This is a genomic window from Binatus sp. (SeqCode), from assembly GCF_035272065.1.
Lineage (GTDB): Bacteria > Desulfobacterota > Binatia > Binatales > Binataceae > Binatus.
Genome location: NZ_DATEQZ010000025.1, coordinates 99181 through 122848 on the forward strand (window position 1 = coordinate 99181; position 23668 = coordinate 122848).

A 23668-nucleotide genomic window follows, 5' to 3' on the forward strand; every position below is an offset into this window, starting at 1 on the left:
CAATGCCGCTTGGTATATCCCAGCAAGGCTTGACCTTGTGCGGGAAATAGTCCAATAAGAGGGTCTATAGCGTAGTTCAACTTTTATGATAGTCTGTTTGCCAGCCTAAGAACGGGTAGGCGCATTAAAGAGGAAGTGAACGGATGCCATCCTCCACCAAAGTACTGACAGTGAACGAGCTAGCCGAGTATCTGCGCGTACATCGCTCGACGATCTACCGCCTGCTCAAGAAGGGACAGTTGCCCGGTTTCAAGATCGGCAGCGACTGGCGCTTCAACGTCGAAGTAATCGATGAATGGCGGCTGCGCCAGGGACCCGGCGTGCTGGAAGAGGAAGCGGCGGATTAGCGGACGGCTTCGCAACTCTGCGGCGGTCTGCCGTCGAATTTTCAAAACCGTCCGAGTATCGCTGAACCCGATCTGTCGCTGAAGTCACCTCCAGTCCGAAATTCGCAGACTGATTCTGGATTTCAAGCTGACATGCAAAATCGCGTAAGTTGTCGCGCGCACTCGTGCGCGGCTAGACTGCGACCTCGCGCGGTAATCTCGCAGAGTCATGCCGACTGATCTTTCTTCCAAGACGCGCCTATTCACCGAATCGGTAATCCGCGAGATGACGCGGCGGGCGCTCAAGTGCGGCGCGGTGAACCTGGCGCAGGGGTTTCCCGACTTCGCGGCGCCGGCTGAAATCAAGGAAGCGGCGAAGCGCGCGATCGACGAAGAATACAATCAGTACGCGATCACTCACGGCTCGCCGAATTTCCGCCGAGCAATTGCGGACAAGGTGCGCAGTTATAACGGCATCGCGTGCGATCCCGACCGCAACATCACGGTAACCTGCGGCGCGACCGAGGCTATGATCGCGACGATGCTGGCGGTGATCAATCCGGGCGACGAGGTGATCATTTTCGAGCCGTTCTACGAGAACTACGGGCCCGACGTGATCCTGGCGGGCGCGACGCCGCGCTACGTGGCTCTGCGCGATCCGGATTTTTCGATCGATCGCGCGGAGCTGGAGGCGGCGTTCGGGCCGCGCACCAAGGCGATCGTGATCAACACTCCGCACAATCCGAGCGGCAAGGTGTTCACGCGCACCGAGCTCGAGGTGATCGCCGCGTTATGCCAGCGGCATGATACGCTGGCGATCACCGACGAGATTTACGAGCACATCATTTACGGCGGCGCGCGGCATATCTCGATCGCGAGCCTGCCCGGGATGGCCGAGCGGACGGTGACTATCAGCGGGCTGTCGAAGACCTACTCGATTACGGGCTGGCGCCTGGCGTATGCGATCGCCAGCGAGCGGATCACGACGGCGATTCGCAAGGTGCATGATTTTCTGACCGTCGGCGCGCCGCATCCGCTGCAGGAAGCCGGCGCGGTCGCGCTGCGGCTGCCGGAATCGTTTTATGCGGAGCTGACCGCGATGTACGAGCGCAAGCGCGGCGCGCTGTACACGGCGCTCACGCGGGCGGGCCTGGAATCCAGCAATCCCGACGGCGCGTATTACATTGTGTCGGAGATCGGCGGCTTGGGATTCAAGGACGACTTCGCGGCGGCGGATTTTATCCTCGATGAAGTCGGGGTCGCCGCGGTGCCCGGCTCAAGCTTTTATCATCGCGCGGAATTGGGGCATCGGAAGATTCGATTCACTTTTTCGAAGAGCGACGAGACGATTGCGGCGGCCGCCGAGCGATTGAGCCATTTGCAGGAGAAGCTGGCAGCGCGCTAAGCCGACTTCTTGCCGCCCTGGATTGTGCGCAGGCGCGGGCGTTCGATGCCGCCGGAGAGATAGACCAACACCGTCCAGGCGCTGCGGGTGAGCGGGTAGCAGAGCAGCACGCTGCCGCATGCGATGGCGCACAAAATAAAAATCTCGACGATATCAGAGAGGTGCGTGGCGAAGGCGAGAATCGCCCAGCATACCAGGAACGAGCCGGCGGCCACCGCGAAGTCGAGATACATCGCGCCGAGAGTCTCGCCGGGATCCTTCCAGAACACGACGTGGCATCGCGGGCATTCGCGATTCATCCTGAAGTGCGAGCGGAAAATCGCGCCGCTGCGGCATACCGGGCATCGGCAGTTGAGCGCGCACTTGATCAGCGCAGATGGGGAATCGTTGGCCACGATCCTGATATAACTCCGCGGCGCGCGTGAGGCCAGCGACAATGTCAGGCGAAGATCAGATGCTCCAGTTGAAGCCGACCTCAGGACCGAACAACTGCACGCGCAGGAAGTTGCCGACGCCCGCGGAAGTCTGCGTGTACTTCGTGTAGTTGTAGTTCAGGCCCGCGAACGGGGAGAAGCCGCGGTACTGGGGGTTCGAGTAAATGATGCGCCAGTGAGTTTCGAAACCGGACTGCGAGTCGTAAACCGTTCCGCCTTCGCTGCGGCCGGAATTCCACTTGTTGGCCCAGTAGCCCTGCGCAGTCGCCTCGAACGCGAAGTTGTAACCCAGCCAATGCCGCTCCTCGATGCCGATTACCGGTATCGGCAATCCCTTGTCGTGGAAACGGATGCGGGCTTCGAACGGCGAGACCTGGCTGAAAAGCGGGGTTCCGTCGTTGATTCGGAAATCGTTGTAGGTGAACTCGAGTCCGATCCGCGCGCGCGAGTCCCATCCCTGGAGAAACTGCGGCAATCCAGATTCGTAATTCTCGTATAGCGGTGTGAGGCGGCGCTCGTAATATCCGCCGAACGTGTACCATCGCGTACCGCCGGGATTCAGCTTCTGGGTCTGTTGCGCCTGGGTTGCGGACGCCGTCGGCGGGGCGATTATCGTTCCGCCAAACGCCAGCGGCTGCGTCTGAGGTTTGCTGCCGTAGATGCCGTAGTACCTGAATTGGAAATTCACCGCATTGACGCTGTCGAACCAGTAGGTGAGCAGCACCTCGGGCAACTGCAACTGCGAGACGCCGAGGTCGTGCTGCAGGCTGATCGCGCTGTCGGGAAACGAGTTGATGCGCGCCGCAGCGTGTTGGAGCCGAGTAAGTACATGTAGGCGTCGTCGGCTTCGAGGTCGATTTGATGTGGCGCGGGCGTCAGCAGATCAAAACTCGGATCGCGCAGCGAGAACAGGTCACTCGCAAAACAGTTCGCACTCGCCACCAGAGCGGTAACGACCAAAGCGATAGCCAGTCGAACTAAACGCATAGGGCGGCATGCTGGCTTAATAGCAGCCCAATTTCAAGACGCGTTCTATTGGGCGCTGGCGGGTTTTGGCTTCTCGTCGGGAAGGGGCACGGGAGTGCCGGGCGCGGACTGGAATCCGTCAGGCAAATCGCGCGCCGGCGAAATACGAATGACGACGATTTGGCCCCGGTTCAGTTTGGCGCGAGACGGACGCGCAAAGCCGATTCGGGCGAGCAGATATTTCTTTGGGTACTCCGCGATTACCTGATCCTGCAGAGCAGTATCTGTGACAATTTCCGCCTTGCCGATGAATGCCGGGCCGGTGCGCGTGCCGATCCAAATCATTGCCGGGCTGCCGCGCTTGATTCGCTTGGCCTTCCAACTGGAGGGCGAAGTTTCGATGAGGACCTGGTTGTCGGCGGTCGTGATGAACCAGACGGGCGCGGCCTTGCTCTGGTTGCCGTCTTTGCGAACCGTCGCGATATAGATGTAAGTGGCCTTGGCGAGAGCGTCGACGTCGCGCGGTGACGCGGCAGCGAGGGCGGTCGCGGCGGGAGCGGCAAGCGCGAGCAGGAGCGCGGCGGCGGCCAGGAAATGAGGAAAATTGGCGGCGGAAATTTTCACGATCGGCTCCATCGTCAATTTCAATCCCCGAGATAACGGCGACGCACGAAAACTTCGCCCAGGAAGAGCATTATCACAACCGGAATCAGCCACGGATCCGCGCTGCGGCGAAACGCCACGGTCTGACTGCCGTGGCGCGCGATGCTCGCGGGGGTAGCGTCGAAGGCACCGTGCGTCGCGGTCGACAACCGGCGCAGCAGTTCGAGATTGGGCGGCTTGATGCGCAGTTCGGCGGTGTCGGCCGGAATCGATCCGGCGGTGGCGAATTCGCGCTGCTCGAGGACTTTTTCGGAATCGCCCGCCTTGAACATCAATGTCGCAACGTACTTGCCGCGCGGCAATGGCCCGACTTCGCCGCGATAGATCGAGGCGTCGGCCTCGGTCATCGCAACGTCGATAGCGCGTCCCGGGCCGGTGATGCGGCAGACCAGGTTGCTCACGGGATCGGGATCGGCCTTTTCAGCCTCGACCGTGATCGATCCGTCGGGCGCGCCGTGGACGCGCATCGTGAACATCCCGGAGTCGCCCTGGCGCATCGTCCAGTTGGCGAGCTGCGACCAGAATTCCACGTAGCGGTTCCATCGAATCCAGCTCAGCGTCGCGAGTGAATCGGGATCGGCGGCGAAAATCGCGGTGCGGCCGAGTCCGTATTGCCACGACGCGAGCAGCGGTGCAGTCTTGTCGGCGCGCGCGACCTTGAGCGCGACTTGCGCACCGTTTTTTGGCTCAGTCGCCGCAAAAAAATCGATCGGCGGAATCTCCTTGATGTCGATGCCGGAGAGCATCGCGGTCGCTTCGCCGGCCTCGACGCTGGTGCGATCCTGCTTGCGCCGGTTCATCGCTTCGCGCGTCAATCCGACCAGCAGCAATGGCAGCTTCTCGATATCCTGCACGCGATAGAAGATGCCGCCGGTCGCCTGCGCGAAGTCCTGCAGCAGCTCGAGGTTGGCGAGGTCGGGGCCGATGCGGATGGTCGAGACGGGAATGTGCTGGCGCGCGAATTCTGCGATAAGATCGTCGTGGTCGTGATACTGGCGGTTGGTGTCGCCGTCGGTGAGCAGGATTACCTGGCGCACCGGGATGCCGCTCTGCAGAATCTCGCGTTCGGCGATTTCGAGCGCGTCCTTGAAATCGGTGCCGCCGCCGGGTTGCAGGCGGTCAATGCGATTTTCGAGCTCGCCGCGATCCTCGCCGAGCGGCTGCAGATGCGCGAGCACGTACGGCTGCGAATCGAACGCAATCACACCGGCGAAGTCGGTATCGTCGAGCTGGCGCAGGAGTGCTATCGCGGCTTCCTTGGCGTAGCGAATTCGCTCGCCGTCGCGAACGGCGGGATAGCGCGAGTCGTAACTCATCGAGTTCGAACGATCGATGCACAGGTAAACGGCGATCGGCTCGCGCGACGGTGGCGGCGGCTGCGGCAGGAACTTCACCGGCAGCGCCTTTTCCAGCTCGCTGCCGGCCAGGCTCTCCTCGCGCAGCGTGTCGCCCGTCGCGACCAGTCCGCCACCGTAATCGGCGACGTAGCGATTGAGCGCGTGCTGCGCGGCGGGCGTCAGCGAGCCCTCGGGCACGTCGTCGAGGATCACGAGCTGATAGGGCAGGTAATCCACCGGATGTTCGCTCAGGCTGCGCGGCGACACGAAGGCAATCTGGTACTTGCGCATCTTGAGCGCGGTCACGAGACTTTCCGGCGGCGCGACCGAGACGATCAGAATCCGTGGCGCGCCGGTCACCGAGATCGCGGCCTCGACCCGCGGATTCAGCGCCACGCGCGGCGGCGCAATCGAGACTTCCGCGCTCATCAGGTACGCGCCCGCGCGGTCGAGCCGATACGGAAGCTCTAGACGGTTCAGTCCCGGCTTGAGCGTGATCGATTCTCCGCCGACAGCAGTGTCGTCACTGTAGAGCTTGAGCTTAGCGGCGACTGGAGACTGCGATTCGCTATGGACGTCGATCCTGAATGCAAAGCGCTGATCGGCGCGGACCGCGTCCGGCGAATAGAAGTTGGTGACCGCGACTCTCTCGGTAGACGACGGCGGCGGCGCGGCGGCGAAAATTCGCACGCCGTCCTCGAGCATCGCGGGAACCTCGGTCATCGCGGAATCCTTGGTCTCGTTGCCGTCGCTCAGTAGCACGATTCGCTTGTCCGCTTCCGGCGCGAACAGGCTCTCAGCCGCGGTCAACGCGCCGGCGATATTGGTGGCGCCGCCATCGGCGCCGTCGCCGAAATTGCCCATCAGCCGCGGATCGGTCAGAGGCGCAAGCAGCCGCGCGTCGCGTCCGAAGCCGACAATCCCAAGCTGGTCGGTCGGACCCATCGCAGCCTTCAACTGTTCAACTTGGCCGCGCATCCATTCGTGTTGATCGGGCGACACCGAGTGCGACTCATCCAGCACCGCGACCACTGCGACGCTTTGCGCAGCGATACGCCCCGGAATGCGCAGCCCCGCGAGCATCGCGACCAGAGCGACGACGCACAGCGCGCGAAGGGTCGCGGCCGCCGCGCCCGCCAGCCGCAATCCACTACGCATCGCGACAATTCCCGGCGCCGCGGCCAGCGGCACGAGCACGAGCAGCCAGAGAAGATGCGGCCGATCAAACATGACGCATCCCCCAGCGGCAGGTGTGGCCAATCAGCATCGCGGATTCAACTGTCAGCGCGATCAACGCGAGCGCGATCAAAATAAAGACCAGCGGCTGCACTTCTTTGGCTGATTGCGCGTTCGATGCCGCCGCGGCCTTTCGCACCGGCGCGCTCGGCTCGGCTTGCGGCTTTGCGCCGACGTCGGACTCGGCGGCGTCGTAATAGTTGGCGAGCACCTGCGTCGTCACGCCGCCCGATTCGACCGTGTAGCGCCCGGCTTGCAACGGACGGATTCGCACGCGGCCCCATTTGTCGGCCGCGACGGAGCGCACGCTTGCGTCGGGTTGGATAACGCGCGCGGTTCCGGTCGCGGGCACGCTCACATCAGCGCCAGTCGGCACGATCAAAATGTCGTGCGGCGCGGTCAGTTGCTTGATCAGATCGACCGTCAGCACCAGCGCGTCGAGATGGTCGGGGGCAAGCAGAAGATGATCGCGGACATCGTACGCCAATACGCCGACGGGACCGTCCGCAGCGCGTCCGACTGCGGCAATCGGAATCGACGAATGGCCGGTGGCGGTCGCGGTCGCGAGCAGATCCATCCATTCGGGGATCGCGACGATCCGCGTCGCACCCAGCGCCAGGGAATTGAGCGCGGTCGATTCGCCGGTCGCGTCGCCGCGAATATCGGCACTCACCAAAGTTCCATCGACCGAAATTCCGATTCCGTTCTTCGCAGCCCGCGGCGGATATATAAGGAGCGTGGACTCCGCCTTGACCGCGGGCAGGTAGCAATCGTGCATCACAGCCAGTTCGAGCGGCTTCGCATTCGGCCCGGATGGCGCGACATACTTGGCGGGATCGGCGGTCTCGATCTGGAAATTTGCGTTGACGGCGAGCAGCACGCGCGCGATGTCGTCGCGCACCGCGGCGTCAGGCGAAAGGACCAGGACTTGCGCCGCAACTTCGGACGGCGCGTACGCGTAGCGAGTGTTATCCGCGTCGATCGCATCGGGAGTCAGGATTCGCGCGCGCAGCAGACCGCCAGCCGGGAGCGGTCCAAACCCCACGACGACCTGTTCGCGCGGCGCGAGCATCATCGTCTGATGGAACTGCTCGCTGTTGCCGAGATCGATAGCCAGTTCTGCCGGAAGGGGCCGCGCGGAAAAATTGCGAATCTCGGCGCGGGCGCGGGTCGAACCCGGGATGCCTGGATCGAGCGACACGATCGCCAGGTTGGAATCGCCGGAGCCGACCGGGTGGAAATTTACGCGCGCCGTCGAGCCGGCATCGACCAGAATCGCCGGTGCGGGCGGCCGATCGGCGAACAGATCGATTTCCGACGCGCTGCGGGCTCGAATCAGCGCCGCTCTGAGAGCCGCCGTGCGTGCGGGTACCGCCATCGGAACGAGGTCCCCGAGCGCCTTGCGCAGATCGGCCAGGTTCGCCGTCTGCGGATGCCGCATTTGTGCTTCCAATGCGTATGCGATGACGCTGAACTCGTCTCCCGGCGGCGCTTGATCAATGACCTCCACCGCCTGTTGGCGCGCCTGGTCGATTCTGGTGCCGGCGCCTTCACGCGCACTCATCCCGGCGCCGAGATCGAACACCAGCGCATGGCTGCGGCCGTGACCGGGCGAGGGCGGGCGCATCACGTATAATCCCGCGATCGCGAACGTCAACGCCGCGAGAGTCAGCATCTCAAGCCAGAACAACGGGTCGATCCGCACGTGACGGACGCTCGCGGCCGGGGCGGGCGCTTCGTCGAAAAGCATCAGGCTTGACACTTCAATCGTCGGGCGGGAGCGCGAGCGCAGATAAATCAGCACCAGCAGCGCGAGGCTGAGTCCATAAATGACGTTCTGCGGATTGAGGAGGCCCACGGTTATCTCACGATTCCCAGCAGCGGAAGTTCACGTTCCATGAAGCTTTCCAGGTTGACCGCGCCGAATGCCTGCGCGTAAGTGATCGCGTGCGCCATGCAGATCTCGCGGATGCGCGCGGCAATCTTCTCGACACTGCGCCGCAGCGCGGCGACCCCCGCCGGGCCGAGCACGGTCTCGCGAACTTCACCAGTCTCCGCGTCGCGTACGCGATACAGTCCCGACGGATACGCGGCGGTGCTCTCCTGCTCGCCCATAACGTGGACCACTTTTACATCGTGCCGCGCCGCGACCAATCGCTTGAGCGCGTCTTCGACGTCGCCTTCGTTCACCAGAAAATCCGAGATGACCACGACCGTCCCGGCCGGCCGGCGCTGCAGCAGCAATTCATCGACGGCTGCACCAAGCCGGGTCTCGCCGCCCGCCCTCACCGATGTCACAAACGGTTTGAAATTGAGGTACGACTCGCGCCGCCGATGGAACGGCGTTGCTTCGAGCTTCATCGCCCCCCGATGCATCGCGAACGCGCCGATTCGCACCGCGTCGTTGTCCGCCATCCCGATGTAGGCGAGCGACGCGCCTATAGCCAGCGCGAGCCCGAGCTTGTCGTCGCGCTCGGGCAATCCCATCGACGCACTCGCGTCGACCAGCGCGGTGATCTCGACCTGGCGATCGGCGCGGTAGGTTCGCAGCATCAACTCGTCGAGCCGTGCGAATGCGTTCCAATCGAGGAAGCGCAGATCGTCGCCGGGTGCGTACTCCTTGAAATTTTCCGGTTCGATTCCGAGCCCCTGGATTCTGCCCAACGTGCGCTGGCCCGAGCGCACGGTACGGGCCCGCTGGATACCCAGAACCAGGCGGTCGAGCTTGCGCAAATACTCGGGCTCGAAAGCGCGCGCCTCGAGCATCGTCGGCCGCCTACACTTTCGCGGCGCGAACCGACTTGATGACGCGCTCGACAATGTGCGCGGCGTCGATTCCGTCGGATAGCGCGGCGTAGTTGAGCATAATGCGATGCGCGAGCGCGGCGACCGCCACCTGCTCGATATCCTCGCGCGCGATATTCGCGCGCCCGTCGAGCAGCGCGCGCACTTTGGCGCCCAGAATCAGCGCCTGCGCGCCGCGCGGGCTCGAGCCGAACATCACATAGCGATTGACCATCTCGTCGTGCACGGCCCTGGCCTCGTCGGTCACGAAGCGCGAATTCTGCGGCTGCGTCGCGCGCACCAGCCGCGCCGCGTAAATCTCCATCGCAGGCGCCGCCATCACTTCGCGCACCAGCCGTTTCAGCGCCTCGATTCGCTCGGGCGCTTCAGCGGCGTGGAAGATCGGCTCGATGCCGGCGTCATCGGGGCCGGTCGTCGACGCGATGATTCGCGTCAATTCGCCTTCGTCGGGATAGTTCAAGCGCACTTTGAAGAGGAACCGATCGAGTTGCGCCTCAGGCAGCGGATAGGTGCCCTCCATCTCGATCGGATTCAGTGTCGCCATCACGAAGTACGGCGGCTTGAGTCGGTAGGTCGTGCCCGACACGGTCACCTGCAACTCGGCCATCGCCTCGAGCAGCGCGGATTGCGTCTTGGGCGTCGCGCGATTGATTTCGTCGCCGAGCAGGATGTGGCAAAACGCCGGCCCCGGCTGAAAGGTGAACTCGCGCCGCCCGTCCTCGCCCGACAAAATTACGCGCGTACCGGTGATATCGGCGGGCATCAGATCGACGGTGAATTGAATTCGATTGAAACTGAGATTGAGCGCCAGCCCCAGCGTCTTTACCAGCGTCGTCTTGCCGGTGCCGGGTACGCCTTCGATCAACACGTGACCGCCCGCGAACAGGGCAGAGAGCAACTCCTCGACGGCCTGCTCATGCCCGATGATCATCTTGTGGATCTCGGCCTGGATACGCCGAAACGTCCGGGCGAAATCCGCCACCGTTGGCGTTTCCGCCTGCACGTCGCTCATCTTTCGAATACCCGTTTGATTGTGGTTCGATCTTCGGCCGGCACGGCGGCGCGCGCGACCGGCTCGTCCGGCTCCTGGTTCAGGCTAAGAGGAGTGCGCACCTTGGGCGGGACGTAGGCGTGACCGGCGCCCTTCGCGCCGTGATCGACGGGCCGCGCCTCGATTGCTATCTCGAAGCCCTCGTTGCCGAGCTTCGACGCCGCGGGCGCGCCGAACAGGCTGTCGGGATCGGCGCCGATTCCATGCGCCTCGCCGCCGTTGTTGCTGTTCTCGCCGCTCTGCTGGATGCTGCGATCGGTCGCACTGTCATCCTGATTTGGGTTGTCCTTGCCGGCGTTGGATTCAACGCCCGCCTCACCGGTGCCGCCCGGCGAAGGCTGCGAATTAGGCTGGCGCGAATCGTCTGCCTGCGGTAGATCGAGCTCGGCCTTGGATTTCGGCTGGTCCTGTTTGAACTGTCCCGCGACGTCGCTGTGCCGATTCTTCTGCTGATCGGGAGCGCGATGAATTTCATTCCGATCCTGATCGCCGCCCGCATCGGCCAGCCGCAGGTTGAGGCGCTGCCTCGAGGCCGCCGGCTGTCCGGTCAGCTTGTTCTGCAGGTTTCCGGCCATGTCGCGCGCGCGATTCATCAGTTGGTTCAGCGAATTGCCGGCTGCGTCGCCGCCCGCCGCGCCCTCGCGAGCCAGCTTGTCCTGGAGCCGGCGCATGGTGGCGGCGTCGGCCGTGACCTGCATCCCCGATTCATCGCCCGGATCGGCGGGCCGCAGGTGCAGGTCATCGAGATCGACCGTCAGGTCGTCCTGCCCGCTGCCCGAAATGATCTGCGGCGCGTGCTTGATTTTTGAAATCGGATACGCGAGCGCCGCCAGCACGAGCGCCCCGGCCAGCGGATAGATCCCGCGCGACACACGGCGCCGCTCGATCCTCGCGGCCGCGAATTCGTCCTCGCGACCGAGAGTATCTTCGACGAGGTACGCCCACAGCGAGCCGCGGTTCTCGCTATGCGCGAGCGCGACGATTGTCGAGAGGCGCCCCTTCAGCTCGGCGCGATCGTCGGCGATTGCCGCGGCACGCGCCGCGCTCGCACGCATCCGCCACGCGGCGCCAATTGCGCCTGCGATACCGATGACTGCAATTACAAGGAGCGCCGCGCTTCCAACCAGGAAGACGAGCGGCGTCAGCACGTATGCACCGGCAAAGACCGCGGCGCCGCCCGCGATCGCGATCGCGAGGGTGTAGAAAATCGCGTGCTGTATCGCCAGCGAGTTGAGCCGGACGCGAACGGAACCGACCCGGCCGATGATTTGCCGGAGTTTCTCGTCAGCTCGCTTGTCTTGTGAGGGAAACGACATCGAATGCGCCAAGCGCTTGAAACTAGGTTAGTTTAGCTCCGCTAGTCGCGCAACGATGGATCTCCAGCGGGTTCGCGGCATCCAAAAAACCTAAAACGTCCAGCCAACGATCGATTTCAAAAATATTCCGTTACTCGCGCTAGTCAGTCCAATTCCCACGCCGAGGTTGAGCTCGAGCTGCGGAATGAAAGCAAAATTCAGCGCCGGCACGATGAAGTGCTGCTGCTCCTGCACCTTCGCGAGCGGCTGAATCGAGCCCATGTCGCCGTAGTATTCGACCGCCGGTGAGAGCCAGTCGTTGAGCTTGTAGACCAGCATGCCCGACGGATCGAATTGCATCCCGTGATGCGCCCCCGGACCGCTGAATGGATCCTCGAACGCGAAGTTCCCCACCAGCCGAAATCCCTTGTAGCTCGCGCCGGCAATCGGCCGCAGCTCGAGCGTCGTCGGATTTTCCTCGGCCGCATGCCGCATGTAGTCGAGTTCGATATTGCCGCCGAACTGCACCGGCCACTCGAACGTCTGCGGGATTCCGAAATGGACTTTCGTGCGCGAGCCCGCGTATTCGTAGTCGCCGTTGGAGAGCTTCGCGGTGCAGAAATACTGGCCGACCTCCAGCCAGCGCAGCACCCCGTACGTGCCCTCGACCGTTTCGTGCACCTGGTAAACGTCCATCTGGCTCTTCGCCAACTGCCCCGTCGCCGTCGAGGTCGTGTTCGAATGCAATTCGAGCATCAGGTGGCCGACGGGCGCGGTATCAGTGTCGTAAATCTGGATTTCGTAGAAGTCGATCGCGTGCGACGGACGCACCGCCGCAAGATTCGCGACGATGAATATAGCGAGCGCAGCAATATGACGGACGTACTTCGTCACGGCGTCTCGGATGAGATTCTCTAGCGCGATTCCGTGAGTCCGGCGTCGTCAGCCGCTCCCAAAGCAATCGCGGACCAGTCCAGGTCGGCACGCCCCTTGGCAATCGCCGAGACGAATCGATCACGCAACAGGCTCGCCGTCGGCATCGGCGCATTCGCCGCGGTCGCGGTCTGAATCACGAGGTCGATATCCTTGAGTCCGAGCGGCAGCCGGAAACCCGCCGGCGTGAAACGCCCGTGCGCGATGATAGGACCGTAGCCTTGGTACACCGGCGCCGCAAAGATCGTCTTGGCGAGCATCTCGAGCGCCGCCGCGGGATCGACGCCACTCTTTCGCATCATCGCGACCGCCTCACCCATCGCCTCGAGCGCCGCAGCAATCATGAAGTTGCCTGCGAGCTTCACCACGTTGGCCGCGCCGACATTGTCGCCAAAATCGAATACCTCCTGCCCCATCGCCTCGACGATCGGTCTCACCCTGGCCTTCGCCTCAGCCGGCCCCGAAACGCAGATCCGTAACTGCTTCGCATGTGCGGCGTTCGGCCGCCCGAACACCGGCGCCGCAACCATCACGCTCCCGCGCGCCGCGTGATAATCGGCCAGCTCTCGCGTGGTCGCCGGAGACACCGTACTCATCGAGATATGAATTCCATCCGGCGCAAGATGCTCGGCGAGCGCGTCCTCGCCCGTCACCAGCGCCTTGACTGAAGCGTCATCCGCCAGCATCGAGACGACGATACCCCCCGGACGTGCGACATCGCCGGCGCGTACCGCCCGATGCGCCCCCTTCGCAATGAGCGGCTCCGCTTTCGACGCCGTGCGGTTATAAACTGTCAGATGGTATCCGGCGGCGAGCAGGTTCGCCGCCATCGGCAGACCCATCGCACCCAGTCCCACGAATCCGATTTTCTGTGTCATAAGCTCAGGCTACCACTCGGCCCGCCTGTCGCAATGAATTTGACTGCGCTGCGACTTGGAGGACTTGGGGGGGTCAGCGCGAATGAGTGACTCCGATCCGCGGGCATAGCGGCGCGATTTTACATCGCGAGCACCACGGCGACGTCGGATGGCAAATAGTCTGGCCGAACGCGACCAGGATTCCGTTGTACCCAATCCAATGCCGCGAGGGCAGGACAGCGCGCAGCGCAATCTCGGTCTTGTCGGGCGTTTTCGTCCGCACGAGGCCCCATCGATTCGAAATGCGATGCACATGTGTATCGACGCAGATGCCGGGCTTCGAGTACGCCTCGGTCACCACCAGGTTCGCGGTCTTGCGCCCGACTCCCTTGAGCGTCAGCAGCTCATCGATCTCGTCCGGCACGCGTCCGTCGAATTTTTCGATCAGGTCGCGGCAAATTCCCCGGATGACGCGCGCCTTGGTGCGATAGAACCCCACCGGATAGATCAGGCGCTCGAGCGTCTTCGGCGCCAGCGCGAGTATCGCCTCGGGCGTATGCGCGCGCGCAAATAAACGGCTCGACGCCGCCGCGGTGGTGGCGTCCTTGGTGCGCAGACTGAGGATGCACGAGATCAGCGTGCGGAACGGATCGCGATGCTGGATCGCGATGAAGCTGACAATCGGTGCATTCCACGACGGCGCCTCGCGCCTGAGCACCCGCAGCACACGGCTGACGCCGCGCGCATCGATCGCCGAGCGCCGTGCTCTTTTCTTAGCGGATTCCATCCGCCGATCTATCGATCTGGGTCGGTAGTTCAGGCGGCCCGCTGCACCTTGATCCGCCTGATCGCGTCAGGCCTGAGATTCTTGCGCGCCATCTTAAGATCATAGTGCGTCTGCAAATTCAGCCAGAACTCCGGACTGTTGCGGAAATACAAGCCCAGCCGCAGCGCCGTATCGGCGGTTATCCGGCGACGGTTGTTCACGATCTCGGCGATCCGGTTGGGAGAAATACCAATCGCCTTCGCAAGCCGGTTTTGCGGCAGACGGTACTCCGCCCAAAATTCCTCTTTCAGCATCTCACCGGGAGTGACCGGTGCAAATTCCTTCATCGAAACTCTCCTTAGTGGAGACCTCGGCATAGCCGATGTCGGTGCCGGAGAGACACGCTGGCGCGTGAGATCCTCCGCTTTGCTCAGGATGACACAAAAGAACGATCAGCGCTCGTGTCATTCTGGGCGAAAGCTGCTGTAGCGAAGAATCTCGACGAACGCTACGGCGTCCGTCGCAGGCACGCTCACCGCGAATATTCACCGCGCTTCACTTTCGACCTCTGAGTGGTTGACGGCGCGCCCGCGACGTAGTTCCTTCATGGCGTGATCGAAGTATTCAACTGCGACCCACAATGACCCACGCATCCTCGACTGCGATTGCCGCGGCCTCGCTGCTGGCCTGCGTCGCGATTTCCGGCTCTGCTTTCGCGGCCTCCCCTTCTGCCTCGCCTAATGTCCTGCCCGCTGGGTCGCAGGGGGTGACGCAGGCGCCGCCGCCGCAGCCGATCAATTGGGACAAGGTCACGCAGGAAGCGACCGACTTGCTGTCCAAGTACGTCCAGATCGACACCACCAATCCGCCCGGTAACGAACTCGGCGCGGCGCGGATGCTCAAGGAGAAATTTCTTACCGACGGCATTCCCGCCACGACCTGGGAGCCGCAGCATGGACGCGGAATTGTCGCGGCGCGCCTGCGCGGGATCGGCAAGCATAACAAATCGATCATCCTGCTAAGCCACATGGACGTGGTGCCCGCGAATCCCAAGGAGTGGGAGGTGCCGCCGTTTTCGGGCGCCGTCAAGGACGGAAAAATCTGGGGCCGCGGCTCGATCGACGACAAGGGCCCCGGCGTGATCGAGCTGATGGCGATGCTCGCGATCAAGCGCGCGGGCATCCTGCTCAATCGCGACGTGCTGTTTGTCGCCACCGGTGACGAGGAGGAAGGCGGCAAGAATGGGGCCGGATGGTTTGTCGATCACGAGAGCAGCGTCTTCTCCGACGCCGGCTATCTGATCAACGAAGGCGGCGGTATCCGCGCGCTATCCGACAACAAGCGCAAGGTTTACGTCGTGTCGGTCACCGAGAAGACGCCGCTGTGGCTCAAGCTCACGGCCAGCGGCCCGCCCGGGCACGCGTCCGATCCGCCAGCGGAAACCGCGGTCACGCGGCTGGTGCGAGCGCTGGAAAAGTTGAGCGAGTACAAAACGCCCGTCCACGTCATCGGCCCGGTGCAGGACTACTACCACACGATGGCGATGCTCGATCACGGCCCCAAGCAGCAACTCGATCTCGCCGCCGCTCTGAAGGATCCCGCGTATCTCCAGAAATTCCTTGACGACCCCAGCCAGAACGCGCGGGTCCGCGACACGATCACGCCAACAGTGCTGTCGGCCAGCCAGAAGACCAACGTGATTTCCGAAACGGCATCAGCCGAAATCGATTGCCGGCTGCTGCCCGGCAGCGATCCCAAGAAGGTCATGAATGACATCAAAAAAGTGATCGGCGACGACACCGTAAAGATCGACGTAATCCTGAATTTCCCGCCAATCTCGTCGCCGTCGCGCTCGCCCCTGATGACCGCGATCGAGAGGCTCGCCAGAGAGCACGACCAGGCCAGCGTCGTGCCGTCGATGATCATCGGATTCACCGACAGCCACTACTTCCGTCAGAAAAAGGTCGTCTCCTACGGTTTCATTCCGGTCGATGTGAATCCCGCGGAAGCCAAAGGCGTTCACGGCATCAACGAACGAATCGGCGTGAAGGAACTCGCCGACGGAATCCAGCGGATGGTAGAGTTGCTCAAGATTTTCGGGGGCCAGAATTAGGTGATGCGATGATTCGAGCCGGCGTCGGTTTCTCGACGGCGCTCAATCCGCGGATCGCCGCCGCCGAGGCAACGGCCGCCGCGCTCACGCAGGCCGGGATTAGCCGTGCGAAGGGCGCGCTCTGTTTCGCGACTACTGCGTACGGCGCCGCCTATCCGATGATCCTGCGCGCGGTGGCTTCCGCAGCGCACACGCGCGAAGTAGCGGGATGCTCGAGCATGGGTGTCATCGCCGGCGAGACCGAAATCGAGACCGGCCATGCGCTCGCCGTGCTGGTGTTCGGCGGCGAAGATATTCAGGCAACGCGATTCTTCGTGCCTACCCTTCGCGGCCGCGCCGCGGGCGTGGCGGCGGAAGTTGCATCCGCGGTGCGCGCCAAGCTCGACAAAACGAACCTGCTGATTCTCTTCGCCGATACTTACAACTTCGAAGCCGAGGCGACCCTCGAGGCTCTCGGGAAAGAACTGCCCGGGGTGATGATAGCGGGCGGCGGTGCGAGCGAGGATGGCTCGATCGGCGAGACGTTTGTTTTCTGCGGCGACACGATAAGCTCGAACGCAGTCTCTGGGATGCTGCTCTCGGGCGACTTCTACCTGACTCTCGCGAGCATGATCGCATGCGGGCTGATCGGCACGGCGCATCGCGTGACTGCCGCGCGCGACAACATTCTTATAGAGCTCGACGGCCGGCCCGCTTACGAAGTCTTCGCCGAGGCGGCCGGACCGCTGGCCGCCGATCTGCGCCGCGCGCTCGCCTACGTCTTCGTTGCGATTCCGGTGTACGAGAGCGCAACGACCATCGAGCGCGGGCAATTTGTCGTGCGCAATATTGTCGGCGCCAGCGAGGAGCATGGCGTTATCGCGGTCGCATTCCAACCCAAAGTGGGCGATACGCTCGGTTTCGTGCTGCGCGACGCCGAGCGCTCGCGCGAGGACTTGAAGGCGACGCTGGACGAATTGAGCGACCGCCTCGACGTACCTCCCGCGTTCGGTCTGTACTTCGATTGCGTCTCGCGCGGCGCCGGGCTGTACAACATCCCGGGCCACGATTCCGCGTACATCAGGCGCGCGCTCGGCCCGGTTCCCATCGCCGGGTTCTTCACCGGTTTCGAAATCGGCTCGCTCGCCGAGCAGACCGCTTTGCTTCAATACTCAGGCGTCCTCGCGCTCATCTCCGGGAAAAAAAACTAAGCCGTGCGCGTCGGCAGCTTGCGCGTTACCAGCATCGCGATTCGATACGTGAAATACAGTTCACTGTCGATTCGCACTGGACGCGCGCCGCTTAGATCTTCGGCCGCGTCGCGCTCGACCATCGCCATCGCTTTCGCTGCACGCTCCGGCGACGCATTTGCCGCCTTGATCCACTGTGAGACCGGAGTGCGGTATCCATGCGACGCGAACCGCACTATTTCGAGACCCGCCGCGCCCATCATCCGTACCAGTTCGCTCATCGCGAGCGCGTTGGTATGCGACGTGTCGCGCAGCCGCTCGAATTCGTTGTAGTACGCCGCGCGCTCGGGCTGTTCGCTGGCGATCAAAATCCTCGACCGCCACCAGTCCGTCAGCCCGACACACCCGCGCCATCTCGGAAATAACTTTCACTGGAAAAGCGAAATGATGAACCGCAAACCGGCATACGACGACGTCGAATTCGCCGTCCTTGAACGGCAAGCGCGACTCGACGTCGCCCTTCTGGAAGCTGACGTTGGCGAGTCCGCGCTCGGCGCGCATCTTCTCGGCAATCTTGAGCGGCGCGTCGGTCAGGTCGATGCCGACGACTTCGCGACAGACCGGCGCAAACGCCATCGCGACGTGCCCCGGCCCGGTCGCGACTTCCAGCACGCGCGCGCCAGCCGGCGGCGCGACAATCTCGACCAGCTTGCGCAGATGCTCCGCGTCGCGAATCGCGGGCGCGGTGGCGTAATCATTAGCCTGTCGTGTGAATTCTTCGCGGACCAGATCTTTGTGTTCCATTTTTTCTTTTTCAGTGTTCAGGTGACGATTGTCGCGGTTCCCGCGAGCGAATCAAGCGGGCAACCCGCGGTGTTGCGGCATTCCCGGCGCTTGCACGGCTGAAAGCCTTAATGGTACCTGAAACATGGATCTGAGCGGCTTCAAGCCGCAGGATTCCTCATCGAAAAAACGGAGGAACGCAAGTTGGATTTCGGATTTTCTGAAGAACAAGAGATGCTTCGGGACGCGGCCAAGCGCTTTCTGGCCGACAACTGCCCGACCAAGTTTGTCCGCCAGATGATGGCGGATCCAACCGCACACGACGCCGCCTTCTGGAAGAAGCTGGTCGAACTCGGCTGGCCAGGGCTGCTAATCCCAGAAAGCTACGGCGGCCAGGGCGGCAGCTTCCTCGACATGACGGTGATCGTCGAAGAGGCAGGCAAGGCGCTCGTACCCGGACCCTTCTTCACCTCCGCGCTGCTCGCGGCGCCATTGCTTATAGAAGGCGGCTCCGACCAGCAGAAGAAAGACCTGCTACCGCGCATGGCGAAGGGTGAGTTTATCGGTACCGTCGCGATCGCCGAAGCCGCGGGCCGCTTCGACGCCGACGGAATCCAGCTCAAGGCGGCCAAGAGCGGCAAGGAATACACGATCACCGGCGAGAAATTTTTTGTGCCCGACGCGCACGTAGCCAACGGGATGGCGGTGGCGGTCCGCACCGGCGGCAGCGGCGAAAAGGGAATCTCGATCCTTGCGATGAATGCGAAGACCAAGGGCGTCACTATCACTCAGCTCAAGACGGTCGATATGACGCGGCGGCTGTGCCACGTGAAGTTCGACAATGTGAAAACTTCCGAGCTCGTCGGCAAGGAAGGCGAGGGATGGCCGATTCTACGGCGCACCCTCGACATCGCAACTGCAGGTCTCGCGGCCGAGATGGTCGGGACGGCGCAACGCGCGCTCGACATGTCGGTGGATTACGCCAAGACGCGCGTGCAGTTCGGCAAGCCGATCGGATCGTTTCAGGCCGTCAAGCACAAGTGCGTCGACATGATGGTCGCGGTCGAGAACGCGCGCTCGCTGACCTACTACGCGTGCTGGACCGTCGATACCAAGGGCGCCGAAGCAGCGACCGCGGTGCCGATGGCGAAAGCGTACGCATCCGACATGGCAAAGAACGTCACGTCGGAGGCAATCCAGGTGCATGGCGGCATCGGCTTCACCTGGGAGCACGACATGCACCTGTTCCACAGACGCGCCCTGGCAGGCGAAGCAAACTTTGGCAATGCCCCAGTACATCGCGAGACAGTGGCAAAGTCCCTGCTCGGCTGATCGCGACAGCCAAAATCGATTGATAGAGGGCCGCGGGTGGCGAACCCGCGGCCCTTTTGGTTTTGTGTTTCGTCTTCGTGCCGCTCCGAATCCAAGACCTCTCCTTGTCCGAGGAGAGGTTAGAGTCTTCGCTGCGCTCAGAGTGTGAGGAGGCCCCTACGCGATGGATTTTGCTTTTTCTTCTTCGGCCGCGGCGCTGCGAGCGTTCAGCCGGTCGCGCATTGCGCGGTGGCTTGCACGCGTGATCGGGTAGCGCGAGAAGACCAGCGCGCTCATCAGGTAGATCGACGCCGGGCCGAGCGCGAACAGCGCGCGCAGATTGTCGCCCGCTTGGGGTGTGATTCCGCCGCCGCCCGGCTTGTAGCCGACCCAGCTCAGGACGGGACCGACCATCAGCAGCGAGACCGCGACCGCCATCTTTATCGACATCGAGGTAATTCCGCCGTACGCGCCTTCCTGGCGCTGGCCGGTGCGCTCCTCGTCCCATTCGATCACGTCGGCCGCCGCCGAAATTTGCGTGACCCAGATTCCGATCGCCGAGAAGCCGCTGAACGCGAACAACAAATAAAGCCCCAGCGCGCTTTGCCGGCTCATCAGCATGAATCCCAGCGAGCCCATCGCGTTGCAGATCATCGCGACTACGAAGGCTGGCTTCTTTTCAAACCTGAGCGTGATCCTGAACCAGAACGGATACGAAATGACCGAGCCGGCGAAGTACGCCATCAGCCATCGCGCCGCCGCGTTCTCGTCGTGATACCAGTACTTGGCCAGGAAGCGGATGAGTACGGTCGGAATGTTGATCGCCATCACGGCCAGCGTCGTGGCGATCAGCAAAATGACGAATGGCCGATTGCCTGCCACCGATTTGATTGACGCGAGCAGCTTGGAGCGCTCGAGCGTGGAGAACTCGGCACGCTCGCGCAGGCCCGTGTATGCGACCATCGCGCCGCCTGCGACCACCAGCCCGCAGACCGCGCCCGTCACTTTGAAATCGGTGCCGCGCGCGAACAGGTAGCTTGCCGCGAACGGCAGCAGCGCGCCGCTGATGTCGCCAACGGTGCCGAGCAGTTGGCGAAACGTCGAGAGCTTGGTCCGTTCGTCGTAGTCGAGCGTAAGTTCCGGCATCAGCGCGCCGTACGCCGTCTCGTAAAACTTCCGCGACGTGAGCATCAGGAAGTAGAAGCCGAAGAACCATACGAACAGCCCCGCGTTCAGCCGCGGCGGCGACAGCAGCAGGAAGTAGCAGAGCGCCATCGGAATCGACGCGATGAAAAATGGCCGCCGGCGGCCCGACTTGAAACGCGCGCGATCGGAAATATTGCCGACCAGCGGGTCGGTCATCGCGTCCAGCACGAGCGCGAGAAAGAATGCAAGTCCGGCCAGCGATGGAGAGAGCCCCTTGCGATCGGTATAAAAGTAAAGCAGGTGAAGCCCGAGCAGAGTCGCGCACAGGTTGAGGCCGGTCTGCGCCTGCGCGTAGATTAGCAGAGGACGAAGGCCAATCTTCTCGCTCGAATCCCGGTTTGCCACAGTCCGCAAAGACTACTCGATGCAGACGACCATATACAAAGCGACCGCGATTCCCCGGCTACTGCTCTGGTCCGCCGCGCTGATTCTGACGCTCGCGCTGGCTGCGCAGGGATGCTCGACCGTCTCGTCGAAGGTCAAGTCGATAATGGGTTCCTCAGACGACGACTCGATCGATCTCGACGACGCCGCCAACGCCAACGAAGGCGAACCGCTGCCACCTCCCATAGCGAATGTCGCGATCAGTTATCGGCGTCCCGGCGATGCGCTCGCACGCGCCACTGTGATCAAGTTCTTCGGAGCCGAAGTGATCGCGAACCATCAGCGCGACGCGTCGCATACCGAGTCTGTCGTACGCTTCGACGGCGGCGTTCCCATCTGGGAGTTCAAAGCCGATGAAAGCACATTCGGCTCTCTCACCGGCGTCGGTGCGACGAAGTACACGCTCAAGAGTATCGAGTACTCGAAAGTGCCCACGCACTTCACGCAGATGCTGCCCGAGGAAGGACCGCCCGAGCCGCTCGACCGCGGCGCATACTACGTCTTTCAGATCGAGCGTGTCTCCGGCTCCGTCAGTTATCAGGCGGTCAAGGTGCTCGCCGACGGCTCGCTGCAGGCTTACAACGCTCAACCTCGCGCGGGAAGCAGTTATCTGCTTTGTTGCAACGTGACATCGGACTTTCCCGAGCCCGTGATTCTTCCGGATACGACTCAGGATGCGGGAACCGAAAACCCGCCGCCGGACCAGTCTCCCGATCAGTCCGGCGCTCCACCGGATCAGTCGGGGCCGTCGCTCGATCCCAACGGTGGCAGTGGCTCACCCTAGCGCCTTTATCGTTCTTGTTCGGCCCTTCTCTGTTTGATTGCAGTCCACGCCGATCTCGAAATCCTGCAATGAATTTAACTCGTTAGTCGAAGTCGAAGCTCAACTCACTTATGAATGTAGATTCAGTAATGAAACAATAATCGTAATTGACACACAATTCATTTTGCACTAAAAGAGCACCTTGTGGGTCAAGTTGCTCGACAATCCTGCGATGCGCCGAACCGGTTCGATCGTCGGCGCGAAAAAACGCGCGTCGATCTGATCCAGGCCGCCGAACGCGTCATCTCAAGCAAGGGCTACCATCAGACGCGCATCGCCGACATCGCCACCGAAGCCGACGTCGGGCTTGGCACCTTCTACCTGCATTTCAAAACCAAGAACGAAATCTTTATCGAGCTGATCGAGCATGGCGCGGCTGAACTGCGGCGCAATCTCGCCGAGGCGAAGACCGGCGTTCACTCGCCGGCCGAGAAGCTCAAAACCACAATCGACACGATTCTCGATGCGGCCGCGCAGGCGCCGGAACTGTTCCGCATAGTCTTCGGTCATAGCCCCGCGTTCCTCGATTTGATGGTCCGGGTCCACGAGGTATTCATCGACGACCTGCGCGATGATCTCGCGCCCGCGGTCGGTGAGCGCGCCGACGCGATCGCGCATCTCACGATCGGGATGTTGTCGCAGGCGATTTCGTGGCTGCTCGCGAGCCGCGATCTTTCTCACGCCGAACTGAAAAATATAACGGTAAATTTTGCCCTGGGCGGACTCGAGCGCGCGGCACGGCTCGGCACCCAGTGAAAAGTGAATCTGGAGGATTCCCACAATGGCTCACGACCACACTGTTGTTAACACCGACCTCGAAAGCGTTTTCCACTGGGACTACAGCGTCAAGTTCCCCCAGATGGACCGCCTGTACGAGAACGCCAAGCGCGATCAGTGGAACGTCTCGACCACCATCAACTGGGACCGGCCGATCGAGAAGGAAGTCCTGGACATGACGATGATGCCGATGTTCCAGACCGAGCTCTATCGCTCGCTGAGCGGCGAGAACAAGTACCAGCTCGGCCGCAAGTTCGCGGCATGGCGCCTTTCGCAATTCCTGCACGGCGAGCAGGGCGCGCTGATGGTATGCGGGCAGTTGGTTGACGCGGTGCCGGACCTCGACGCCAAAATGAACGCGGCGGCACAGGTCTTCGACGAGGCGCGTCATGTCGAAGGCTTCCGCAAGTACATCACCAAGCTCGATCGTATCTACCCGATCGACCCCACGCTCGAGCGGCTGCTGACCACGGTCATGGAGCACGATCGATGGGAGCCCAAGTACGTCGGGATGCAGGTCGTGGCCGAGGGCCTCGCGATCGCGGCGTTCCGCTTCATGCAGCGCGAGACCAAGGACGAGCTGCTCAAGGAGCTGCTCGAGTACATCATGAAGGACGAGGCGCGCCACGTCGGCTTCGGGATGTTGGCGCTGCGCGATGCCGTGACCAAGCTCAAGGGCAAGGACAAGAAGGACCTCGAGGACTTCGCTTTCGCCGCGTGCGACATGATGGTGACGAAGGTCGTCGATGGCGTGCCCAAGGACGGCTTCCTGTCGGGCGCGTCAGTGTTCGAGGAAGTTGGCATCTCGATGAAGGACATCGAGGAAGAGATGCACCGCAATCCGGCCTGGGCGGCCGCGGAAAACGACATGGAGAAGCAGTTCAACTCGTTCCTGTTCGTCGATACGATCATCCCATGTCTGCGGCAAATCGACCTGATCAACGACCGCACGGAGTCGTGGTACCAGCAGCTGGGCGTGATGCAGATGGCATCGGCAGCGTAGCTCGCGAGCAGCACAATCTGAATGA

Annotated in this window: 22 protein-coding genes; 8 read left to right on the top strand and 14 right to left on the bottom strand. The window is 62.5% G+C overall.

Annotation, left to right across the window (positions count from 1 at the left end; all coding sequences use genetic code 11):
- Positions 1–143: 143 nt before the first annotated feature.
- Both VJX68_RS03515 and VJX68_RS03520 read left to right on the top strand, forming a co-directional pair.
- Complete coding sequence (locus VJX68_RS03515; RefSeq protein ID WP_324094266.1) at positions 144–347, top strand: helix-turn-helix domain-containing protein; 204 nt, start codon at positions 144–146, stop codon at positions 345–347.
- A 208-nt stretch (positions 348–555) separates the two neighbouring features.
- On the top strand, positions 556–1731 hold the full coding sequence (locus VJX68_RS03520) for a pyridoxal phosphate-dependent aminotransferase (RefSeq protein WP_324094267.1): 1176 nt from the start codon (positions 556–558) through the stop codon (positions 1729–1731).
- Here the strand turns inward: VJX68_RS03520 and VJX68_RS03525 are convergent.
- The 12 genes from VJX68_RS03525 to VJX68_RS03580 all read right to left on the bottom strand — a co-directional run bounded on the left by VJX68_RS03525 (position 1728) and on the right by VJX68_RS03580 (position 14421).
- Positions 1728–2126 (bottom strand): hypothetical protein, encoded by a 399-nt coding sequence (locus VJX68_RS03525; RefSeq protein WP_324094268.1) that lies wholly within the window; start codon positions 2124–2126, stop codon positions 1728–1730. The two genes, VJX68_RS03520 and VJX68_RS03525, sit on opposite strands and share 4 nt — an antisense overlap.
- Before the next feature lie 55 nt (positions 2127–2181).
- Positions 2182–2904: a hypothetical protein gene (locus VJX68_RS03530; RefSeq protein ID WP_324094269.1), complete on the bottom strand. Its 723-nt coding sequence runs from the start codon at positions 2902–2904 to the stop codon at positions 2182–2184.
- Positions 2905–3197: 293 nt separating this feature from the next.
- Complete coding sequence (locus tag VJX68_RS03535) at positions 3198–3767, bottom strand: pyridoxamine 5'-phosphate oxidase family protein (protein WP_324094270.1); 570 nt, start codon at positions 3765–3767, stop codon at positions 3198–3200.
- Between the two features lie 8 nt (positions 3768–3775).
- On the bottom strand, positions 3776–6361 hold the full coding sequence (locus VJX68_RS03540) for a VWA domain-containing protein (RefSeq protein ID WP_324094271.1): 2586 nt from the start codon (positions 6359–6361) through the stop codon (positions 3776–3778).
- On the bottom strand, positions 6354–8225 hold the full coding sequence (locus VJX68_RS03545; protein ID WP_324094272.1) for a BatA domain-containing protein: 1872 nt from the start codon (positions 8223–8225) through the stop codon (positions 6354–6356). The genes VJX68_RS03540 and VJX68_RS03545 overlap by 8 nt, the downstream gene beginning before the upstream one ends.
- A 2-nt stretch (positions 8226–8227) precedes the next feature.
- Complete coding sequence (locus VJX68_RS03550; RefSeq protein ID WP_324094273.1) at positions 8228–9133, bottom strand: DUF58 domain-containing protein; 906 nt, start codon at positions 9131–9133, stop codon at positions 8228–8230.
- Between the two features lie 10 nt (positions 9134–9143).
- Positions 9144–10184, bottom strand: a complete 1041-nt coding sequence (locus VJX68_RS03555) for an AAA family ATPase (RefSeq protein WP_324094274.1) — start codon at positions 10182–10184, stop codon at positions 9144–9146.
- Positions 10181–11539 (bottom strand): hypothetical protein, encoded by a 1359-nt coding sequence (locus VJX68_RS03560; protein WP_324094275.1) that lies wholly within the window; start codon positions 11537–11539, stop codon positions 10181–10183. The genes VJX68_RS03555 and VJX68_RS03560 overlap by 4 nt, the downstream gene beginning before the upstream one ends.
- 90 nt (positions 11540–11629) lie before the next feature.
- Positions 11630–12412 (bottom strand): hypothetical protein, encoded by a 783-nt coding sequence (locus VJX68_RS03565; RefSeq protein ID WP_324094276.1) that lies wholly within the window; start codon positions 12410–12412, stop codon positions 11630–11632.
- A 20-nt stretch (positions 12413–12432) separates the two neighbouring features.
- The gene (locus VJX68_RS03570) at positions 12433–13329 is read right to left on the bottom strand and encodes an NAD(P)-dependent oxidoreductase (RefSeq protein WP_324094277.1); all 897 of its coding nucleotides are present in this window, start codon (positions 13327–13329) and stop codon (positions 12433–12435) included.
- A gap of 73 nt (positions 13330–13402) precedes the next feature.
- Positions 13403–14095, bottom strand: coding sequence for an endonuclease III domain-containing protein (locus tag VJX68_RS03575; protein WP_324094278.1), 693 nt, complete (start codon positions 14093–14095; stop codon positions 13403–13405).
- Between the two features lie 29 nt (positions 14096–14124).
- Positions 14125–14421, bottom strand: a complete 297-nt coding sequence (locus VJX68_RS03580; protein ID WP_324094279.1) for a HigA family addiction module antitoxin — start codon at positions 14419–14421, stop codon at positions 14125–14127.
- A gap of 419 nt (positions 14422–14840) precedes the next feature.
- Here VJX68_RS03580 and VJX68_RS03585 point away from each other — a divergent pair, with 419 nt between their 5' ends.
- On the top strand, positions 14841–16187 hold the full coding sequence (locus VJX68_RS03585; protein ID WP_324094280.1) for a M20/M25/M40 family metallo-hydrolase: 1347 nt from the start codon (positions 14841–14843) through the stop codon (positions 16185–16187).
- A gap of 8 nt (positions 16188–16195) precedes the next feature.
- Positions 16196–17377: an FIST signal transduction protein gene (locus VJX68_RS03590; protein WP_324094281.1), complete on the top strand. Its 1182-nt coding sequence runs from the start codon at positions 16196–16198 to the stop codon at positions 17375–17377.
- 60 nt (positions 17378–17437) lie between these two features.
- On the opposite strand, the gene VJX68_RS19275 is transcribed toward VJX68_RS03590, so the two are convergent.
- Complete coding sequence (locus VJX68_RS19275) at positions 17438–18160, bottom strand: class I SAM-dependent methyltransferase (protein ID WP_414643447.1); 723 nt, start codon at positions 18158–18160, stop codon at positions 17438–17440.
- 183 nt (positions 18161–18343) lie between these two features.
- Between VJX68_RS19275 and VJX68_RS03605 the strand changes: the two genes are divergently transcribed.
- Positions 18344–19471 carry an acyl-CoA dehydrogenase family protein gene (locus VJX68_RS03605; protein ID WP_324094284.1) on the top strand — a complete coding sequence of 376 codons (1128 nt, stop codon included), beginning with the start codon at positions 18344–18346 and terminating at the stop codon, positions 19469–19471.
- Positions 19472–19627: 156 nt separating this feature from the next.
- On the opposite strand, the gene VJX68_RS03610 is transcribed toward VJX68_RS03605, so the two are convergent.
- Complete coding sequence (locus VJX68_RS03610) at positions 19628–21001, bottom strand: MFS transporter (RefSeq protein WP_324094285.1); 1374 nt, start codon at positions 20999–21001, stop codon at positions 19628–19630.
- A gap of 19 nt (positions 21002–21020) precedes the next feature.
- Here VJX68_RS03610 and VJX68_RS03615 point away from each other — a divergent pair, with 19 nt between their 5' ends.
- The 3 genes from VJX68_RS03615 to VJX68_RS03625 all read left to right on the top strand — a co-directional run bounded on the left by VJX68_RS03615 (position 21021) and on the right by VJX68_RS03625 (position 23643).
- Positions 21021–21824, top strand: a complete 804-nt coding sequence (locus VJX68_RS03615; protein WP_324094286.1) for a hypothetical protein — start codon at positions 21021–21023, stop codon at positions 21822–21824.
- Positions 21825–22007: 183 nt separating this feature from the next.
- Positions 22008–22619, top strand: coding sequence for a TetR/AcrR family transcriptional regulator (locus VJX68_RS03620; protein ID WP_324094287.1), 612 nt, complete (start codon positions 22008–22010; stop codon positions 22617–22619).
- 25 nt (positions 22620–22644) lie between these two features.
- Positions 22645–23643: a ferritin-like domain-containing protein gene (locus tag VJX68_RS03625; protein ID WP_324094288.1), complete on the top strand. Its 999-nt coding sequence runs from the start codon at positions 22645–22647 to the stop codon at positions 23641–23643.
- Positions 23644–23668: the final 25 nt, after the last annotated feature.

Excerpts from the sequence above, each read along its gene's own strand:
- VJX68_RS03575 (WP_324094278.1), bottom strand. The coding sequence starts at position 14,095 with ATGGAATCCGCTAAGAAAAGAGCACGGCGCTCGGCGATCGATGCGCGC.
- VJX68_RS03625 (WP_324094288.1), top strand. The coding sequence starts at position 22,645 with ATGGCTCACGACCACACTGTTGTTAACACCGACCTCGAAAGCGTTTTC.
- VJX68_RS03520 (WP_324094267.1), top strand. The coding sequence starts at position 556 with ATGCCGACTGATCTTTCTTCCAAGACGCGCCTATTCACCGAATCGGTA.
- VJX68_RS03615 (WP_324094286.1), top strand. The coding sequence starts at position 21,021 with ATGCAGACGACCATATACAAAGCGACCGCGATTCCCCGGCTACTGCTC.
- VJX68_RS03580 (WP_324094279.1), bottom strand. The coding sequence starts at position 14,421 with ATGAAGGAATTTGCACCGGTCACTCCCGGTGAGATGCTGAAAGAGGAA.
- VJX68_RS19275 (WP_414643447.1), bottom strand. The coding sequence starts at position 18,160 with ATGGAACACAAAGATCTGGTCCGCGAAGAATTCACACGACAGGCTAAT.
- VJX68_RS03515 (WP_324094266.1), top strand. The coding sequence starts at position 144 with ATGCCATCCTCCACCAAAGTACTGACAGTGAACGAGCTAGCCGAGTAT.
- VJX68_RS03590 (WP_324094281.1), top strand. The coding sequence starts at position 16,196 with ATGATTCGAGCCGGCGTCGGTTTCTCGACGGCGCTCAATCCGCGGATC.
- VJX68_RS03550 (WP_324094273.1), bottom strand. The coding sequence starts at position 9,133 with ATGCTCGAGGCGCGCGCTTTCGAGCCCGAGTATTTGCGCAAGCTCGAC.
- VJX68_RS03570 (WP_324094277.1), bottom strand. The coding sequence starts at position 13,329 with ATGACACAGAAAATCGGATTCGTGGGACTGGGTGCGATGGGTCTGCCG.
- VJX68_RS03540 (WP_324094271.1), bottom strand. The coding sequence starts at position 6,361 with ATGTTTGATCGGCCGCATCTTCTCTGGCTGCTCGTGCTCGTGCCGCTG.
- VJX68_RS03555 (WP_324094274.1), bottom strand. The coding sequence starts at position 10,184 with ATGAGCGACGTGCAGGCGGAAACGCCAACGGTGGCGGATTTCGCCCGG.
- VJX68_RS03560 (WP_324094275.1), bottom strand. The coding sequence starts at position 11,539 with ATGTCGTTTCCCTCACAAGACAAGCGAGCTGACGAGAAACTCCGGCAA.
- VJX68_RS03535 (WP_324094270.1), bottom strand. The coding sequence starts at position 3,767 with ATGGAGCCGATCGTGAAAATTTCCGCCGCCAATTTTCCTCATTTCCTG.